Origin of the sequence: Gillisia sp. JM1 (genome assembly GCF_000424645.1) — a bacterium.
Taxonomy (GTDB): Bacteria; Bacteroidota; Bacteroidia; order Flavobacteriales; family Flavobacteriaceae; genus Gillisia.
Window position 1 is genome coordinate 1,159,524 of record NZ_KE384218.1, and the last position, 17,497, is coordinate 1,177,020.

At 35.3% G+C, this 17,497-nt stretch carries 14 protein-coding genes; 7 read left to right on the forward strand and 7 right to left on the reverse strand.

The features are described from left to right. Positions 1–107 precede the first annotated feature (107 nt). The 6 genes from H033_RS0108545 to H033_RS20940 all read left to right on the forward strand — a co-directional run bounded on the left by H033_RS0108545 (position 108) and on the right by H033_RS20940 (position 8,776). The gene (locus tag H033_RS0108545) at positions 108–1,118 is read left to right on the forward strand and encodes a glycosyltransferase (RefSeq protein ID WP_026837939.1); all 1,011 of its coding nucleotides are present in this window, start codon (positions 108–110) and stop codon (positions 1,116–1,118) included. Continuing rightward, complete coding sequence (locus H033_RS0108550; protein WP_026837940.1) at positions 1,108–2,064, forward strand: CdaR family protein; 957 nt, start codon at positions 1,108–1,110, stop codon at positions 2,062–2,064. The genes H033_RS0108545 and H033_RS0108550 overlap by 11 nt, the downstream gene beginning before the upstream one ends. Continuing rightward, entirely contained in the window at positions 2,061–2,651 is a 591-nt protein-coding gene (gene coaE / locus H033_RS0108555) for a dephospho-CoA kinase (RefSeq protein ID WP_026837941.1), read from the forward strand. The genes H033_RS0108550 and coaE overlap by 4 nt, the downstream gene beginning before the upstream one ends. A gap of 66 nt (positions 2,652–2,717) precedes the next feature. Continuing rightward, the gene (locus H033_RS0108560; RefSeq protein WP_026837942.1) at positions 2,718–4,277 is read left to right on the forward strand and encodes a sensor histidine kinase; all 1,560 of its coding nucleotides are present in this window, start codon (positions 2,718–2,720) and stop codon (positions 4,275–4,277) included. Between the two features lie 3 nt (positions 4,278–4,280). Then, the gene (locus tag H033_RS0108565) at positions 4,281–5,000 is read left to right on the forward strand and encodes a response regulator transcription factor (RefSeq protein ID WP_026837943.1); all 720 of its coding nucleotides are present in this window, start codon (positions 4,281–4,283) and stop codon (positions 4,998–5,000) included. A 206-nt stretch (positions 5,001–5,206) separates the two neighbouring features. Next, positions 5,207–8,776 carry an Ig-like domain-containing protein gene (locus tag H033_RS20940; protein ID WP_051227845.1) on the forward strand — a complete coding sequence of 1,190 codons (3,570 nt, stop codon included), beginning with the start codon at positions 5,207–5,209 and terminating at the stop codon, positions 8,774–8,776. 485 nt (positions 8,777–9,261) lie between these two features. On the opposite strand, the gene miaA is transcribed toward H033_RS20940, so the two are convergent. From miaA to H033_RS0108605, 7 genes are all read right to left on the reverse strand, one after another. Next, complete coding sequence (gene miaA, locus H033_RS0108575) at positions 9,262–10,182, reverse strand: tRNA (adenosine(37)-N6)-dimethylallyltransferase MiaA (RefSeq protein ID WP_026837945.1); 921 nt, start codon at positions 10,180–10,182, stop codon at positions 9,262–9,264. Next, positions 10,172–11,014, reverse strand: a complete 843-nt coding sequence (locus H033_RS0108580; RefSeq protein ID WP_026837946.1) for an ion transporter — start codon at positions 11,012–11,014, stop codon at positions 10,172–10,174. The genes miaA and H033_RS0108580 overlap by 11 nt, the downstream gene beginning before the upstream one ends. Positions 11,015–11,110: 96 nt before the next feature. Continuing rightward, the gene (locus H033_RS0108585) at positions 11,111–12,493 is read right to left on the reverse strand and encodes an exonuclease domain-containing protein (RefSeq protein WP_026837947.1); all 1,383 of its coding nucleotides are present in this window, start codon (positions 12,491–12,493) and stop codon (positions 11,111–11,113) included. 15 nt (positions 12,494–12,508) lie between these two features. Continuing rightward, on the reverse strand, positions 12,509–13,168 hold the full coding sequence (locus H033_RS0108590) for a YggS family pyridoxal phosphate-dependent enzyme (RefSeq protein ID WP_026837948.1): 660 nt from the start codon (positions 13,166–13,168) through the stop codon (positions 12,509–12,511). Positions 13,169–13,211: 43 nt separating this feature from the next. Continuing rightward, positions 13,212–14,447: a DUF1015 domain-containing protein gene (locus H033_RS0108595; protein ID WP_026837949.1), complete on the reverse strand. Its 1,236-nt coding sequence runs from the start codon at positions 14,445–14,447 to the stop codon at positions 13,212–13,214. 71 nt (positions 14,448–14,518) lie between these two features. Further along, positions 14,519–15,406, reverse strand: coding sequence for a 3-hydroxyacyl-CoA dehydrogenase family protein (locus H033_RS0108600; protein ID WP_026837950.1), 888 nt, complete (start codon positions 15,404–15,406; stop codon positions 14,519–14,521). A 10-nt stretch (positions 15,407–15,416) separates the two neighbouring features. Beyond that, positions 15,417–16,382: a Gfo/Idh/MocA family protein gene (locus H033_RS0108605; protein WP_026837951.1), complete on the reverse strand. Its 966-nt coding sequence runs from the start codon at positions 16,380–16,382 to the stop codon at positions 15,417–15,419. Between the two features lie 157 nt (positions 16,383–16,539). Here H033_RS0108605 and H033_RS0108610 point away from each other — a divergent pair, with 157 nt between their 5' ends. Continuing rightward, positions 16,540–17,181, forward strand: a complete 642-nt coding sequence (locus tag H033_RS0108610; RefSeq protein WP_026837952.1) for a protein-L-isoaspartate(D-aspartate) O-methyltransferase — start codon at positions 16,540–16,542, stop codon at positions 17,179–17,181. Positions 17,182–17,497: the final 316 nt, after the last annotated feature.

The window sequence follows — 17,497 nt, forward strand, 5'->3', positions numbered from 1 at the left end:
AATTAGAAGCTGAAACAAGTTCAGCTTGACGTTAGTCATTACTTTTGGACAGTTTTTTTGTAATCTTAATTGAAATATCATTTTACTTAAGTTTGTAATTTTAAGAAATGCAATTAGAATATTCCTTTATAATCCCTGTTTTCAATAGGCCAGATGAGATCCGAGAGTTGCTGGAAAGCATGAAGGAATTGGATTTTGATGGCAGTTTTGAAATAGTGGTTGTGGAAGATGGTTCTAGTATTTCTTCGGAAGAAGTACTAGAAGACTTCAAAGACAAATTGAATATCAGTTATTATTACAAAGAGAATACTGGCCCCGGAGATTCCAGAAATTATGGAATGAAGCTGGCTAAAGGGAACTATTTCCTTATTTTAGATTCAGATGTAATACTCCCGAAAAATTATTTGCAAGAAGTAGATTCTTTTTTATCTACAAATTATTACGATTGTTTTGGTGGCCCAGATGCGGCACACGAAAGTTTTACAGATCTTCAAAAAGCGATCAATTACTCGATGACTTCCTTATTAACTACAGGAGGAATTCGCGGGAGCAAACAAGCAGTAAATAAATTCCAGCCGCGAAGTTTTAATATGGGCTTATCTAAAAAAGCATTTTTAGAATCTGGTGGTTTTGGATTGATACACCCTGGGGAAGATCCAGATCTTGCATTGCGGTTACTTAAAGAAGGTTTAAAAACCATCCTTATTCCCAAAGCAGTAGTCTTTCACAAACGAAGAATAGATTGGAATAAATTCTATACGCAGGTGAATAAGTTTGGGATGGTACGTCCAATTTTAAATTCTTGGCACCCCCAATCGGCTAAGATCACTTTTTGGTTTCCCACTTTGTTTATTTCTGGATTTGTTTTTGCTGTTATTTTATGGCTGCTAGGATTTTCTTTTTTAATATGGCTTTATCTGCTCTATTTTTTAATAATTGGAATAGATGCCGGAATAAAAAATAAAAGTGGTTATATTGGAATTGCTGCAATAATAGCAACATTCATTCAGTTCTTAGGATATGGAGTGGGATTTTTAAACTCTATTTGGAAACTGAAATTTTTAAAAATGCAACCTCAGGAAGCATTCCCAACTCTATTTTTTACAAATGAAAACTAAATTAAAAGACAAAAAACCATGGATTAAAAGAGGGCCTTTAAAGACCTTCTCATTTTTTCTTGGATTTTCTGCAGTGATATGGGTGGTTGTTCAATTTTCCAAGGAATATACAGAGGTGATAGAAATGCCTATTATCTATACCAATCTTCCCAAGGATAAAATCCTGGTAGGAGATACTCCAAAAACACTGGATCTTAGAATTAGGGACCGCGGTTTTTATATTGCATGGAACAGAGTGTTTCCTCAGAAAATCACCATAGATATTAGTGATGCCAGCGAAGAAGGAAAATCTTTGGTCTATGATCTTGAGCTACAAAAAGCAGCTATTTTATCTCAGTTAGATCTAGATTATGAAAAAGTTGTTTTTCTTCAGAAGAATATAAAAATAAGCTTTGAGCAGCGAGCGGTTAAAAAAGTAGCTATTTTATCCTCCATAGATCTCAGTTTTGCGGTAGGTTATTCAGCATTAGAAGAAATAAAACTACAGCCAGATTCTATAATGGTAAGTGGAGCCGCTACCATTTTGGATACGCTAAAAATGATAAAGACCAAATCTTTAAAGATCAATAATATTAGTAATGATGTTAAGGGGAAGGTGAAACTGGAAACTGGGAACCTCAAGGAGGTTTCATTATATCAAGAAGAGGTAAATTATTCTGTTAGAACCGAAAAATTTACAGAAGGGAAAGTGGAGATCCCTATAAAGCTACTGAATGTGCCAGAGGGAACCAATGTTGTTATCTTTCCTAAAGATGTTGTTATTTATTACCAGGTGAGTTTAAAAGATTTTGAAAAAATTGACTCCTCGTCATTTTTAGTTGCTGTAGACTTTAAGAATGCAAAGGACAGTGACGGATTTCTGATAGCTCAAATTCTAGAAGAACCAACACAAGTAAATAACATTCGACTTAACGAGAAAAAAATCCAATTTGTAATTAAAAGATGAGGATTGTAGGACTTACCGGTGGGATGGGTAGTGGGAAAACCACTGTAGCTAACTTTTTTAAAGAATTAGGAGTGCCTATCTATATTGCTGATGATGCTGGGAAAACTTTAATGAATACCAATCCAGAGGTTAAGGCTAAGATCTGCTCATTGTTTGGGGAACAGGCCTATAAGGATGGGAATTTAGAGAGAAAATATATATCAGATCAAGTTTTTGATTCCCCAGAAAAACTTCAGCAATTAAACGAAATTGTGCATCCAGCTGTTGGTTCAGATTTTCTTAAATGGAAAAACAAACAAGACAGCACTTACGTAATCTACGAAGCCGCAATTCTCTTTGAAACTGGAGGCTATAAAAAATGTGATCTTGTAGTTTTAGTTACTGCTCCTATGGAAGAACGCATTAAAAGATTACAGGCTCGAGATAAAAGTTCTTTAGAAGAAATTGAAGCGAGAATGAAGCATCAATGGAGCGATGAGGAAAAACGAAAATTATGTAATTTCGAGATAATTAATAAAAATCTCGCTTCAACAAAAGAGCAAGTGCGAAATCTTCATGAAATTCTGATAAACACTGGTAAAAATTAGCCGCAGTTTTGTTAACATTTGGTTAAAGGGGTGATTCTCTAAATGTTAAAATCTTACTTTTGAGGCATGAATAAACGATTATTCTTCCTCCTTGTTGTGCTTATGAGTTTATCGCTCATTGGAATAATTTTCGTTCAGGGGTATTGGATAAAAAGCACCGTAGATGATAAGGAAGAGCAGTTTTCTTATAATGCTAAACAGGTGCTTATTAATGTTTCTAGAGAACTTCAAAACAAGGAATTAGAAGCTTTTTGGTTTAATTTTGATTTTGAGGATAGCACAGCATTAAAATTGAACAGTGACAATCTGGAACAATATTTCGGTTTAAATGAGTATGGGGAGAATGCAAATAAAGATTATCACAAGATGTTAGAAACAAACCATAAAGAATCTTCTGATTTTTTGGTTTCTACTTCAGATAGTATACAGCTTGCTAAGCTAATAAACAATAGGGTAAACGATTTTTTGAATAAAGATAAGGTTTCCGGGAGTATATCTGCAGAGGAACGTTTAGATCGCTTAATGAGAATGGAGGAGGTAGAGAAAGACATGTTAAGTGCCTATATTTCTGAATTTACCTCTAAAATACCAATTCATAAGAGACTTTCTAAACAATTGGTAGAAAAATCCTTGAAAGAGAAACTGCAAAATTATAATTTGAAGTCTGGTTTTGAATATGGCGTTTATGCCAATTCCCTAGCGACTAAAGTTCATTCAGATAATTTCATACTCGATTCCCCTGCAACTTATTCGGTTCCATTATTTGTAAATATATCGGGAAAAAGCAATTATCAGCTATTGGTTAATTTTACTGAAAAGAAGGAAGTGGTACTTTCTTCTGTTATATTAATGGCAGCTTTGTCTATAGTATTTACTCTTATTATTGTGATTGCCTATTCCAGTGCTTTATCGCAATTAATTAAGCAACGACAAATCTCGCAGATTAAGACCGATTTTATAAATAATATGACGCATGAGTTTAAAACGCCTATTGCGACTATAAATTTAGCATTAGATGCGATCAAGAATCCGAAAGTAGCTAATGATCAAAGCAAGGTTGCGAGATACCTGCAAATGATTAGGGATGAAAATAAGAGAATGAATGCACAAGTAGAAAATGTATTGCAGATCTCAAAGTTAGAGAAGAACGAGCTGGACCTTAAAAAGGAACGCTTACAACTTCATGAATTAGTGGAAGACGCGCTGACACACGTAGAGTTGATCGTGGAAGATAGAAGTGGCTATGTTAAAAACCATTTTGGAGCTTTGAAATCTTCGGTTTTAGGAAATGAAGATCATTTAACAAATGTGATCGTAAATGTCTTAGATAATGCTATAAAATACTCTGTAGATAAGCCTAAAATAGATATTTATACTGAAAACGTTAGAAATTCCATAATTTTGAAGATCAGAGACCAAGGTTCTGGAATGAGCAAAGCGGTTCAGAAAAAAATATTTGAAAAATTTTACCGGGAACATACCGGAGATATTCATAATATAAAAGGCCATGGTTTAGGTCTTGCATATGTAAAAAGAATCCTCGACGACCATCATGCTACCATTCATGTGGAGAGCGAACGTGGAAAAGGAAGTACATTTATAATTAAATTACCATTAATAACATAATATATGGAAACTGAAAACAAGAAAATTTTATTAGTAGAGGACGATCCAAATTTTGGAACGGTACTAAAGGATTATTTAGCAATGAACGACTACGAAGTTACACATGCTAAAAATGGGATGGAAGGTTTTGAGAAGTTTAAAAAAGACGATTTCGATCTTTGTATCCTAGATGTAATGATGCCTTATAAAGATGGATTTACTCTTGCAAAAGAAATTAGAGATAAGAATGAAGACGTGCCTATTATTTTTTTAACCGCAAAAGCGATGAAGGAAGATGTATTAAAAGGATACAAAGTAGGGGCAGATGATTACCTGAACAAACCTTTTGATAGTGAAGTGCTTCTTATGAAGATTAAAGCTATTATGCAGCGTAAAGCTACAGATAGTGTTGCAGACAGTAAACAATTTGAATTCCAGATTGGTGGTTTGCATTTAAATTCTAAGTTAAGATTCTTAACTTATAAGGATAAAGAGCCTATTAAATTATCTCCTAAAGAGAACGAACTATTAAGATTGTTGGCATTGCATGAGAACGATCTTATGCCAAGAGAATTGGCACTTACCAAGATATGGAGAGACGATAATTATTTCACATCCAGAAGTATGGATGTGTATATCGCTAAACTTCGTAAGTATCTAAAAGTAGACGAGAATGTGGAGATCTTAAACATTCACGGGGAAGGATTTAGATTGGTAGTTAAGAATAAAGAGGGCGAAGCCTAAACAGAAGAAAATTCAGTTTCTTAAAGGGACTGTATAAAAGAAAGTAGGTACCTATTGGGTTTTTAATTTCAGGAATTTTTCCTAAAATTTTACACCTAATATTTGCAATACATCTTTTATACAGTCCTTTTGTATTTTAAAGTTAACCGGCAAGCACAATAATATATGGGAATCGGCATTATATTTGTAATTCCCAAGCAATAGATATGAAACATAACTACGCTAACATTTTATGGGTTCAGCTGACTCAAGGTACTCACCTTGGGAAGAATTTCATACTATTTTTTGGCGTGTTGTTTTTAATGCTTTTTTCTTCATGGGGAGTGGTGGGGCAATCTACAGTTACACCTAGCTATGAATGGTTGAAAGCAGTTCCATTTGGGACTGTAACTCAAGCTGAAAATAGCGGATTAACGATTGCGATTGATACCGATTCTAACGGCAATGTGTATCGCTTAACCTTTGGGGATGGGGTTTTAAAATATGATTCCGAAGGGATATTTATTAAAAAAATAATTCAATCCAATCAACTCAATGATCCTCTAGATATAGCTTTAGATAGTAATGATAATATCTATGTGATAGATTATGAAGATCAAGCTCCATTTACGGATAATGGAAAAGTTAAGATTTTTAATCCTCTAGGAGTACAGACAGATAGAATACTGACATCATATTTCCGTCCCTTAGGTTTAACTTTAGATAATGACGATAATATTTATGTGGTTATTTATAATGATGGATCAGGTGCTGAGACTACGATAAGCAGCGAATTACGGGTTTATAATAATAGTAGAACACTCATAAAAACGTTTGAAGGAACTTCTTCTCATCCTTTAGAGCAGCCCTATAGAATAGGAGTCGATTCTCAAAAAAATATTTATATAAGTCATACTGCAAATAATGGGGAGGTCATAGTTTTTAATAATTCATATAATTACCTCACAACCTTAGCTGGGATGGGATCGCCTGGAAGTGTTGTTGTAGATGATTATGATTTTATCCATGTAATTGATTATTCGAATAAGCTTGATTTCGAAAAACTTCTGAATTTTGAATCTTTGGGGACTTTTGAGGCATTCCAATTATATAGTAAAATAAGGGCAGGTGTTGAAAATAGAGAATTTGGAATAAGAATTTACGACAGAAATCAAAATTTACAATCCCCTTATTTTAAAGACCATTTGGAATTGCCTATTGACTTAGCTTTTTATTCATGTGGAGATAGAATGTTTGTTGACAATACCGATTTAAGCGGCTCTTTATTTTCTCCTAAACTGGAATTTGAATTAGAGATATATAGAAGAACTCCTTCTTTTGACACCGAAAAGCCTATTATAGTTTCTTGCCCAGAAGATCAGATGGAAAGCTTAACAGCTGGGTCATTTATATTGCCCGACTACCGAAATCTTGCTGCATTTACAGATAATTGCGATACGGATCTTGCCCTGGTGCAGAATCCTGCCATGGAAGATTTAATTACTGAAACAACAACAATTACGATAACAGCAACCGATGATGCCGGGAATTTTGCTTCTTGTACTTTCCAAGTTGTTATAGAGGATGAAGTTAACACTGCTCCTGTTGCAAATCCTGATACGTATTCCACGCCCTTTGAAACAGAATTAATACGATCAGCTTCTGAAGGAGTTCTTTCTAATGATACAGATCCTGAGGACGATGCTTTAACGGCGGTTTTAGATGTAGATGTTTTAAATGGGACACTGTCTTTAAATCCAAATGGTTCTTTTAGTTATACTCCAAATGCTGGTTTTGATGGCGAGGACTTTTTCACATATCATGCAAATGATGGTGAGTTCGACTCGGCAATTGTTCGGGTAACAATTACCGTTGGAGAAAAAGTGAATGAGGCTCCTGTTTCAACTCCTGATTCTTATTCCACTCCATTTCAAACAGTACTAATACGATCAGCTTCTGATGGAGTACTTTCTAACGATACAGATCCAGAAGACGATGTTATAACTGCGGTTTTAGATGTAGATGTTTTAAATGGTACACTGGTTTTAAATCCAAATGGTTCTTTTAGTTATACTCCAAATGCTGGTTTTGATGGCGAGGACTTTTTCACATATCATGCAAATGATGGTGAGTTCGACTCGGCAATTGTTCGGGTAACAATTACCGTTGGAGAAAAAGTGAATGAGGCTCCAGTTGCATATCCTGAATTTTATTTTACACCATTCGAAACAAAACTATTACGATCAGCTTCTGAAGGATTACTTTCTAACGATACAGATCCAGACGGCGATGTTATAACTGCAATTTTAGATACCGATGTTTCCTTTGGCACACTTATTTTAGATCCAGATGGTTCTTTTAGTTATACTCCAGATGCTAATTTTAGTGGAGACGATTTTTTTATTTATAATGCAAATGATGGTGAGTTTGATTCTCAAATAGTTAGGGTAACAATCACCGTTGGAGAAAAAGTGAATGAAGCTCCTGTTGCAAATCCTGATACGTATTCCAACCCCTTTGAAACGGCACTAATACGATCAGCTTCTGATGGAGTACTTTCTAACGATACAGATCCTGAGGACGATGCTTTAACGGCAGTCTTAGATATAGATGTTTTAAATGGTACACTGTCTTTAAATCCAAATGGTTCTTTTAGTTATACTCCAAATGCTGGTTTTGAGGGCGAAGACTTTTTCACTTATCATGCAAACGATGGTCAGTTCGACTCGGCAATTGTTCGAGTAACAATCATCGTTGGAGAAAAAGTGAATGAAGCTCCTGTTGCAAATCCTGATACGTATTCCACGCCTTTTGAAACGGCACTAATACGATCAGCTTCTGATGGAGTACTTTCTAACGATACAGATCCAGAAGACGATGTTATAACTGCGGTTTTAGATGTAGATGTTTTAAATGGTACACTGGTTTTAAATCCAAATGGTTCTTTCACTTATACTCCAAATACTGGGTTTACAGGAGTAGATAATTTTAAGTATGTAGCCAACGATGGCTCAGAAAATTCTAATGTAGCAACTGTGACTATAACCGTAACAGCAATTACCGATAATACCGTCATTTGTAAAGAATCAGTGACTTTGGAGTTAGATGAAAGTGGAACTGCTTCATTAAATGCAGAGGTCCTATTCCTTGCCAGACCTATAGATATTCAGTTTTCGATAAACAAGGAGGTTTTTAGTTGTGAAGATCTGGGAGAGAATACAGTTACACTTTCTTATTCTAACAATGAGATTCAGGACACATGTGAGGTAAAAGTGATAGTAAAGGATGTTTCTTCACCTATACTTAGAGTTAAAGACATTAGTGTAGCTTTAAATGAATTTAGATCTGTAACTATTACTCCAGAGATGCTGGATGATGGCTCTTCAGATAATTGCGAGAATTTGAGCTTTAGTCTAAGTCAACTAACTTTTGGATGTAAAGAACTAGGGGAGAACACGGTGATTTTTACTGCAACAGACGCTAGTGGTAATTTCACTAGCACAACCGCGACAGTTACTGTTACGGGGGATTGTAATATCAATCCGGGACCAGAGGTAGAGTTTATCTTTATCTATCCAAATCCTACATCAGGATCATTTCAGTTTGCAACGCCTGCAGGAGTAACTATCCAGCGAGTAGAAGTTTTTGATTTTCGTGGAAGGATGATTCTATTCAAAGATTTTTCTGAAACAGATCTTCAATACCGCATGGATCTTACCGGAGTGCAAAATGCCGTGTATGTTCTAAAATTATTTACTTCAGAAGGAATGAAAATTAAGAGAGTGATAATAGATTAGCTTTAAGCAGATATCACTGTAATGCGTCATCCTGAACCTGTCGAAGGATTTTCTTATTCAAAGCAATATACGAGATCCCTCCTGTCGTCGGGATGACAAAAAAAAGATGTCATTCTGAACGTAGAGTAGCGCAGTGAAGAATCTCTTTGATATCGCTTTAATGGGTCAATGGTAGCCTGTCGAGGGATTTTCTTATCATAAACAAAAAACGAGATCCCTCCTGCGTCGGGATGACAAAAAAAAGATGTCATTCTGAACGAAGAGTAGCGCAGTGAAGAATCTCTTGATATCACGTTAGTGGGTCAATGGTAGCCTGTCGAGGGATTTTCTTATTCAAAACAATATATGAGATCCCTCCTGTCGTCGGGATGACAAAAAAAAGATGTCATCCTATGTTTGTAAATAGGATTTTCTTACCAAAAACAATAAACGAGATCCCTCCTGTTGTCGGGATGACATTAAAATTTGCTTTAAGCAATTTCCGCCTACCTATATTTCGCATGAATTTCAGACTTAATGAAATTTTCAATTTCAGAGAAAGGGGTTTTATAATTAAACCAAGTAGTATCTTCATTTTTTCTAAACCACGTCAACTGCCTTTTGGCATATCTACGCGAATTCATCTTTATCTCTTCTACAGCAGTTTCGAGATCTATCCTGCCCTCAAAAAAAGAAAATAATTCTTTGTAGCCTACCGTATTTAAGGCATTCAACCTGCGTTTTGGATACAATTCTTGTGCTTCCTCCAGCAAACCTTCATCCATCATAATATCTACTCTTTGATTAATACGCTCGTATATTTCTTCTCTCGGAGCGGTAAGACCAATTGAAATTGTTTTAAAACCCCTGGTAGGTTTAGGCTGATTTAAAAAAGAGGAAAAGGTTTTTCCTGAACCTATACAAACTTCTAAAGCGCGAATTACTCTATGTGGGTTACTATGATCTATCTTATTGTAATATTCTGGATCCAGTTGTTTCAGCTGTGTTTTTAAAGGTTCTAAACCTTCATTTATAAGCCTGTCGTTTAGCTGTTCTCTAATTTCTTGATCTATCTCTGGAAAATTATCTAGGCCTTCTATTAAACTTTTAATATAAAGTCCGCTGCCGCCAACTAATACGAGCAGCTCATGCTCTTTAAAAAGTTTGTCTAGCTTTTCTATCGCCTCCCGCTCATAATCGCCAACAGAATAATCCTCTTCAATAGATCTATTGTGGATAAAATGATGCGGTGCTGCAGCCAGTTCTTTTTTGCTGGGAGCGGCAGTGCCAATAGGAATTTCTTTATAGAATTGTCTGGAATCTGCAGAAAGGATCTCTGTACCAAAAGCTTGGGCAAGTTTAATGCTTAAAGATGTCTTTCCAATGGCTGTTGGCCCAACAACACTAATAAGAAGTTTAGTTTTCATTTAATTTTTTACCACAATTATGACAAAATTCAGATGAAACTTTATGCTCTTTTTCTCCACAGTTCTTACATTTATAAGGTTTTAATCCAACCCCTTTACTCATGTCCTTAGAAATTTCTGCTCCAACAATTCCCGTAGGAACAGCGATCACTCCATAACCTACAATCATTATAAACGAAGCGATAAATCTTCCTAAAGGAGTTAAAGGATGTATATCTCCAAAGCCAACCGTAGTAAGAGTAACTATACACCAGTAGATGCTTAAAGGTATATTTGTAAAGCCATTCTCCGGACCTTCCACCAAATACATCAACGTACCTGTAATAATGCAAATTATAAGAACGGCAAATAGAAAGATACTAATTTTGGCCCTGCTGTCTTTTAAAGCACTTATTAACTTTTGTGATTCCCCAATATATCTAGTGACTTTCAGGATTCTAAAAACTCTAAGTAAACGCAAGGCTCGTACTGCCAAGAACATATTACTTCCTCCCACAAAAAAGATGATGTAAGATGGGATGGTAGAAAGAAGATCTACAACTCCATAAAAACTGAAAATATATTTGGTAGGTTTATTTATGCTAATAATCCTTAGAATATATTCTATACTGAAGAAAATAGTAATTATCCATTCTGCAATATAGAATTGGTCGTGAAATTTAATATTATAACTGGCTACACTTTCCAGCATTACTAGGATAATACTAAGTACGATTAATACCAATAACACAATATCGAACAACTTTCCTAAACGAGTGTCGGCACCATAAATAATGTGGTAAAGCTTTACTCTCCAGGCAGCATGATCTTTATCGAAGTTAATTTTTTCCAAATAAGCAGATTTTTAATTGTTTCTAAAGTTAGCTATTTTCTACGATTAAGAAATAAAACCGAGAATTGTAAAAATAAAAAAAAAGATTGATTGGTATTAAATTCCAGTATCTTGAGTAGCAAATTGAATAATCTTTAATTTGCTATTCTTTCTTAAGTAACTCTGGATGATATGCCTAGCATCTCTATCATTGGTCATAGGAGTGATGATAGAACGTGCAATATCTAAATTATTCATTTGATGGTTTAAGTTAAAAAAACCTATTCCTTTAAACTCTCCTTCTTCTACCAAAAGCGCACTTTTTTCATCTATTTCCCTACCTCGGTCTATCACCAGCATATTTTGATTATGGAAACTATGTAGGGCTATTACTTCCAATACACGTAAATTATATTCTTCCGGAGTTTCTACCTTTATACAAGCACCTTTACAAGTTTTTATAGTGTAGCTGAAGCAATTTCCGTTTCCCAAGTGTAAACCTGTTAGCTTCTGGCAAAGCTGATGTTTTTCTACTATGTTATGAAGTACAGATTTTGCTTGTTGCAAGTTTGTGAAAGTAGTAATGCTTTTTTTACGAGCATCAGATCTTGCGATCTTTAGATTGATATACCCATTATCATCTACAAAATGGTACAAGGCATAATTAAAAATATTCTTTTTTAGTGCTTTGTTGTATTTGGGTTTAATCTGTTTGATCTCTTCATTTTCCTTCAGCAGAGCGATCAATTCATTTCCGGTAGCTTCAAAACTTACGGAGGCTACTTCCTTCTGAACTTCTTTAGACTTATGTTGATCGTTAGTAAAATGCTGATTGATACGCTTTCTTATATTCTTACTTTTACCAATGTAAATGATCTCACCTTCATCATTATGTAAATAGTAAACCCCAGTGATAGATGGTAATCCATCTATGATCTGAATGAGTTTAGTATCTATTTGTTTGGAAGGTTCATTTCTAACGGAGGCTTTAAGGATCTCTTTTTCCAGATCTTTTGCCATTAGCATTTTAAACAACTTTACAGTTGCTTGTGCATCTCCATTTGCTCTGTGCCTATCGCTTAAAGGGATTCCTAAAGACTTCACGAGTTTTCCTAAACTATAAGATGCTTGTCCAGGGATTAGTTTTTTGGATAATTCTACGGTACAAAGAGTTTTTCGCTCAAAATCGAAACCTAGTCGGCGAAATTCCAATCTTAGTATTCTGTGATCGAATTTGGAGTTATGGGCAACGATAATACAGCCTGTAGTAATTTCTACAATTCGCTTGGCTAACTCGTAAAATTTGGGAGCATTGCGAAGCATGTCATTATTAATACCCGTAAGCCCAACTACAAAAGGTTGAATGGGTTGTTCTGGGTTAACAAGACTAATAAATTGATCTACTACTTTAGAACCATCAAATTTGTAAATGGCTATTTCTGTAATTCCTTCTTCATTATACTTACCACCGGTAGTTTCTATGTCTAATATTGCGTACAAAAATTCTCTTTCTTCTTAATTATAACTTCGTTCTCCAAATATTGCGCTTCCAATTCGCACCATATTACTTCCGCAGGTTACTGCTATTTGATAGTCGCCACTCATCCCCATAGAAAGCACCTCAAATTGGGGTTGCTTTTTCTTGAGGTCAATGTAAACAGATCTTAAATAATCGAATTCCCCTCTTACTTTTGCTTCATCGTCAGAGTAAGTAGCCAATCCCATTAATCCTGTTATTTGAATATTCTTCAATTCCAATATTTCATCTGAAGCTAAGATTTCCTTTGCTTCTTCTGCTTCTAGACCGAATTTAGATTCTTCATCAGCAATTTTAATCTGAAGCAAACAAGAGATAGTTCTCTCATTTTTTTCTGCTTCCTTATTGATTTCTTTTAATAATTTAAGGCTATCAACGGCATGTATTAAACTCACAAATGGTGCCATGTATTTCACTTTATTGCGTTGTACATGCCCAACCATATGCCATTCTATGTCTTTTGGAAGGCTTTCCCACTTGTCTGTCATTTCCTGGATCTTATTCTCTCCAAATATACGCTGCCCTGCCTCGTATGCTTCCAGGAGGTCACTGTTAGGTTTGGTTTTGGAAATCGCAACTAAGGCTACTTTTTCTCCAAGTTCTTCTTTATATTTTTTAATGTTTTTGGAAATTTCCATTCTCTAATTTAAGTAATTAATATCCTGTAAAGAATTATTGGTTCTAAAATTCATAAACCGTTAATCCACTTCTTAGTTTAGGTTCTATATATGTGCTTTTTGGAGGCATTGTCAAGCCTTCGTCTGCCACCTTTTTTATTTCATCTATTGTTAAAGGCAACATGCCAAATCCCACAGCGAAATTACCATTATCTACCTGAGTCTTGATCTCTATAAGATCATTTCTTCCATGGATGTAGGCAATCCTGTCATCATCACGGAGATCCTGAATATTTAAAATAGGTTTTAATACCTTCTGATACAAGATATATGTATCTAAACTACTCAAGGAATCAGTGAATTCGTAATTTGTTTTCCGCAGATATAAAGAATAAAATTCCCCATCCAGATACATATTAAATTGATGCTTTTTACTAGGAGTATATACTTCTAATCCTCTGCTTTCTATTCTAAACCAAAGATCCAGTTGCATTAAAAACTCCTCCTTGCTTAAACCGTTTAGATCTTTGATCAATCTATTATATTCGTAGATCTGTAGTTTGCTTTCAGAAATAAGAAAGCTCATAAAGTAATTATAAGGCTCGTTTCCGGTATGATTCGGATTTGCATCCTTAGATTCTTTAGCGAGTAAATATGAAGAAGCGCTTCTATGGTGACCATCTGCTATATAAAGTGTAGGCATAGATTCAAATTCAGATTTTATCTGATTAACAGACTCTGGTTCACAGATCTTCCATAAATAATGTGTTTCCTTATTATAAGTAGAAAACTCATATTCTGGTTCTCCCTGCATCACTTTCTTCATCAGGTTGTCTATAACTTCTGAATCTGGATAGGCGAGGAGCACCGGCTCTGTATTAAAACCTACTACTTTTAAATAATCCTTGAAAAGGTTCTCCCGATAGGCTATGGTGTCTTCATGCCTTTTTATGAGATTATCTTCATAATCTTGTACGCTCGCTGCTGCAATAATTCCGGAGAACATTTTTGTTCTGGTGACTATTTTATAAAAATAATAGCAAGCAGAAGGGTCCTGAATAAAGATCTCTTCTTCTTTGAATTCCAGATATCTATTCTTTACCAGCTGAAAGCGTTTCTCACCGGTAATTTCGTGCTGAAATTTATAGCCGGGATTTATGATATGTAGGAAAGAAAAAGGATTGTATTCCAGCTGGGCCTTTAATTCCCCCACACTATAATCCTCGTAGGGTCTGGATGCAACCATTCCTGCCTTATCTTTAGTAGGCCTTACTGCTTTAAACGGAACTATTTTCGCCAATTAATTTTTAGTTTCAGAAATTATAATGCGAGCATTTTTAAATGCCGCTTAGCTTTTAAGCCACTAGTGTTTTAGCTGAATTGGTTTGAAACTTTTTCCGCTTTTCTGTTTTCAGAATAATCATAGAAACCTTCCCCAGATTTTACTCCGAGTTTCCCTGCACGTACCATATTTGTTAATAAAGGACAAGCCGCATATTTAGGATTTTTGAAACCTTTGTACATCACCTCAAGGATAGAATGACACACATCCAATCCTATAAAATCTGCTAACTGTAATGGTCCCATTGGATGAGCCATTCCCAGCTTCATCACGGTATCTATCTCATAAACGCCAGCAACTCCAGTGTATAAGGTCTCAATAGCTTCGTTGATCATTGGCATAAGAATTCTATTTGCCACAAAACCAGGATAATCATTAACCTCTACAGGGCTCTTTCCAAGTTTCTCTGAAAGATTCATTATGGTTTTAGTAACCTTATCACTGGTATTGTATCCTCTTATGATCTCAACCAATTTCATCACCGGCACCGGATTCATAAAATGCATTCCAATTACTCGAGATGGATTAGAGATCTTTGATGCGATCTGTGTAATAGAGATCGACGAAGTGTTAGTAGCAAGAATAGTATCTTCATCACAATTAGAATCTAATTGTTCGAAGATCTTCAATTTAAGATCTTCATTTTCTGTAGCAGCTTCTACTACTAAAGAAACATTTTTTACTCCTGAAGGGATATCGATGAAGGTCTTAATATTTTTTAAAGTTGCTTTTTTATCAGCCTCTGTAATCTTTTCTTTGGCAAGCATTCTATCCAAATTCTTAGAAATAGTATCCAATCCTTTTTGAAGACTTTCCTTAGAAATATCTATTAAATTTACTTGGTATCTGCTTTGTGCAAAAGTATGGGCAATTCCGTTACCCATTGTTCCTGCTCCAATTACTGCTATATTTTTCATACTATATTTTTTATTTTTTAAAACTTTCTATCACCATGTTTGCAACTTTCAAGGCTTCAGCTCCTTGTTCTAGACTTACAATAGGCTCTGTATTATTTTTTATTGCTTGTGCAAAAGATTCCAACTCGTCTAAAATGGCGTTGTTGGTATCTATAGTAGGATTCTCAAAATAGATCTGTTTTTTCACTCCTTCAGCATTCTGAAGGATCATAGCAAAGTCATCTGGTTCTTTAGGCGCATCCTTCATCTTAACCACTTCGCATTTACGCTCAAGAAAATCTACTGAAATATAAGCATCACGCTGAAAGAAGCGCGCTTTTCTCATATTCTTAAGAGAGATTCGGCTTGCAGTTAAATTGGCAACACATCCATTTTCGAATTGAATCCTGGCATTGGCAATATCCGGGGTTTCACTAATTACCGAAACACCACTGGCAGATACATTTTTCACCTTAGATTTTACAACACTCAAGATCACATCTATATCATGAATCATAAGATCCAACACCACCGGCACATCTGTACCGCGCGGATTGAACTCTGCCAATCTATGTGCCTCTATAAACATCGGCTGTCCAATTTTATCTTTAACCGCAGTAAATGCGGGATTAAAACGTTCTACATGACCAACCTGCCCTTTAACCTTATGTTTTTTAGCCAAACTGATCAATTCTTCAGCTTCTTCATAAGTGGAGGTGATAGGTTTTTCTACAAAAAGATGTTTTCCCGCAGTGATTGCTTTTTTAGCGGTTTCAAAATGAGTAATAGTAGGGGTTACTACATCTATCATGTCTACAGCTTCTATAAGAGCTTCAGCAGAATCGAAACTTTTATATCCAAATTCGTCTTCTATCTCTTTGGCTCTTTGCTTATCTCCGTCATAGAACCCTATTAATTCATATTCCGAAGATTGTTGGAGCAGTTTTAAATGGATCTTCCCCAAATGTCCTGCACCAAATACACCAGCTTTTAGCATGTTTTTACGTTTTCAACAAAAATAGCATTTCTTCGCATAAAGCCAATACCATTTTGAGTGTAAATGATTTAGTACAATCGTTAAATAATAATTAAAACTTAGCTTGAAGCCTTGGCTTAGATTGTTTAATTTTATGCGATAATTGGAATTTATTAAGTTGAAGGATACATTTAGACATAAGGGGAAAAGGCAACAATTGGCAGCAATTGTAGAGGCAAAAGGAGTAAAAGATAAGAAAGTTTTGGCTGCAATAAATAAGATCCCTAGACACCTCTTTATGGATAGTAGTTTTGAAGATCATGCCTATCAAGATAAGGCATTTCCCATAGCTGCAGATCAAACTATTTCTCAACCTTATACTGTAGCTTTTCAAACCGAATTATTAGAGATCAAAAAGGGCGATAGCGTTCTGGAAATTGGTACAGGAAGTGGCTATCAAACCGCCGTTTTATGTGAATTAGGGGCTAAGGTTTATAGCATAGAACGCCAGCGAGAATTGTACAGAAAAACCAAGGTATTCTTAGCTAAAATTGGCTACAGACCCAAATATTTGAGTTTTGGAGATGGGTACAAGGGATTAGAAGAGTATGCACCTTATGATAAGATTATAGTGACCGCCGGTGCACCTTATGTTCCAAATCCATTACTAGCTCAATTAAAAATAGGTGGACGCTTAGTGATCCCGGTAGGTGAAAATGTGCAGGTAATGACACTTTTTGTAAGAAAGTCTGCTAAGGAATTCGAGAAAAAGGAATTTGGTGATTTTAGATTTGTTCCTCTTTTGGAGGATAAAAATTAAATCCTCATTGAGGGTTTTGTGTCTCAATTTTACCTCGTCACCCTGTTCCGATAGCTATCGGAATTGTTTCTGGGTCTTTATTTTTTTATATTCATTTACTGTTTTATGAGATTCCTCCTTCGTCGGAATGACAAGTTTCTTGTGTTGTCATTCTGAAAGGAATGAAATGGAGTGAAGAATCCCAGAATAAAGTTTTTTATTCAGAGATTCCTCCTTCGTCGGAATGAAAAGTCTCTTTTGCTGTCATTCTGAAAGGAATGAAATGGATTGAAGAATCCCAGAATAAAGTTTTTCATTCAGAGATTCCTCCTTCGTC

Coding starts and splice junctions, on each gene's coding strand:
- H033_RS0108600 (WP_026837950.1), bottom strand. CDS start 15,406: ATGAAAAATATAGCAGTAATTGGAGCAGGAACAATGGGTAACGGAATT.
- H033_RS0108605 (WP_026837951.1), bottom strand. CDS start 16,382: ATGCTAAAAGCTGGTGTATTTGGTGCAGGACATTTGGGGAAGATCCAT.
- H033_RS0108550 (WP_026837940.1), top strand. CDS start 1,108: ATGAAAACTAAATTAAAAGACAAAAAACCATGGATTAAAAGAGGGCCT.
- H033_RS0108590 (WP_026837948.1), bottom strand. CDS start 13,168: ATGGAAATTTCCAAAAACATTAAAAAATATAAAGAAGAACTTGGAGAA.
- coaE (WP_026837941.1), top strand. CDS start 2,061: ATGAGGATTGTAGGACTTACCGGTGGGATGGGTAGTGGGAAAACCACT.
- H033_RS0108560 (WP_026837942.1), top strand. CDS start 2,718: ATGAATAAACGATTATTCTTCCTCCTTGTTGTGCTTATGAGTTTATCG.
- miaA (WP_026837945.1), bottom strand. CDS start 10,182: ATGAAAACTAAACTTCTTATTAGTGTTGTTGGGCCAACAGCCATTGGA.
- H033_RS0108545 (WP_026837939.1), top strand. CDS start 108: ATGCAATTAGAATATTCCTTTATAATCCCTGTTTTCAATAGGCCAGAT.
- H033_RS0108565 (WP_026837943.1), top strand. CDS start 4,281: ATGGAAACTGAAAACAAGAAAATTTTATTAGTAGAGGACGATCCAAAT.
- H033_RS20940 (WP_051227845.1), top strand. CDS start 5,207: ATGAAACATAACTACGCTAACATTTTATGGGTTCAGCTGACTCAAGGT.